Source organism: Paraferrimonas sp. SM1919 (genome assembly GCF_010993985.1).
Classification (GTDB): domain Bacteria; phylum Pseudomonadota; class Gammaproteobacteria; order Enterobacterales; family Shewanellaceae; genus SM1919.
Map to the genome: position 1 here is coordinate 1 of NZ_WINH01000093.1, position 696 is coordinate 696.

The following is a 696-nucleotide window of genomic DNA, read 5'->3' on the forward strand; positions in this document are numbered from 1 at the left end:
AACCTCCTGATTATATTTTGAAGAATATTTTTGGCTCTGGTTTAGGCTAACCCATGTGCAGGAGGTTAGCACTGTCTAGGGGAGTCATAATGTCTATGTGAATAGGGAAATATGAAGCAACTATATATATTGTTGGTTTTAGCTTTAACAGGATGCTCTTCGACTGAAACGAGCTCAACCAAAAGCTCTCCTCAAACTTCAAATATTAAGAAAGCAGAGGCTTCATTAACGAATAAAGAGATGGTTAACATCTACAAGTGGTCAGGTTATGTCAATTCTAGTATTACTAGACATATGGGAAATACAAATCAGTATCTAGGCCTATCGACTGTAGTTGAGTTGTCTATTGAGCGTGATGGTAAAGTTTCCGAAGTTAAGGTTGTTGAAAAAAGCAACTCTCAAGAATTTCAAAGGAAAGTACTCGAAGCTATTTATGCTTCTGCACCATACAATACAAAAATGCTCTCGGATGTTGAATTCTCAAAGGTTAAAAATATGAAAATTACAATTAACCTTCAAAGATAATTCACATAACAAATTACTCAAAAGGACGCAAAACGCTTGGTTTGCGCTCCTTCGTCGCTAATTTTAGCCAAGCATTTATGCGCCCATTAGTAAGGCGTTAGAGCAACCCATGAGAAAATACTTCGTCTTTGCTATCAGTATTATTATCTTAGGGTGTACAACCATTCCTGA

General features: G+C 36.6%; 1 protein-coding gene. It reads left to right on the forward strand.

The genetic code is table 11. From position 1 onward, the window contains the following. Nucleotides 1-111 precede the first annotated feature (111 nt). A complete protein-coding gene (locus tag GFB48_RS17300; RefSeq protein ID WP_163938749.1) occupies nucleotides 112-525 on the forward strand; it encodes a TonB C-terminal domain-containing protein in 414 nt (137 codons plus the stop codon). Nucleotides 526-696: the final 171 nt, after the last annotated feature.

Coding starts and splice junctions, on each gene's coding strand:
- GFB48_RS17300 (WP_163938749.1), top strand. CDS start 112: ATGAAGCAACTATATATATTGTTGGTTTTAGCTTTAACAGGATGCTCT.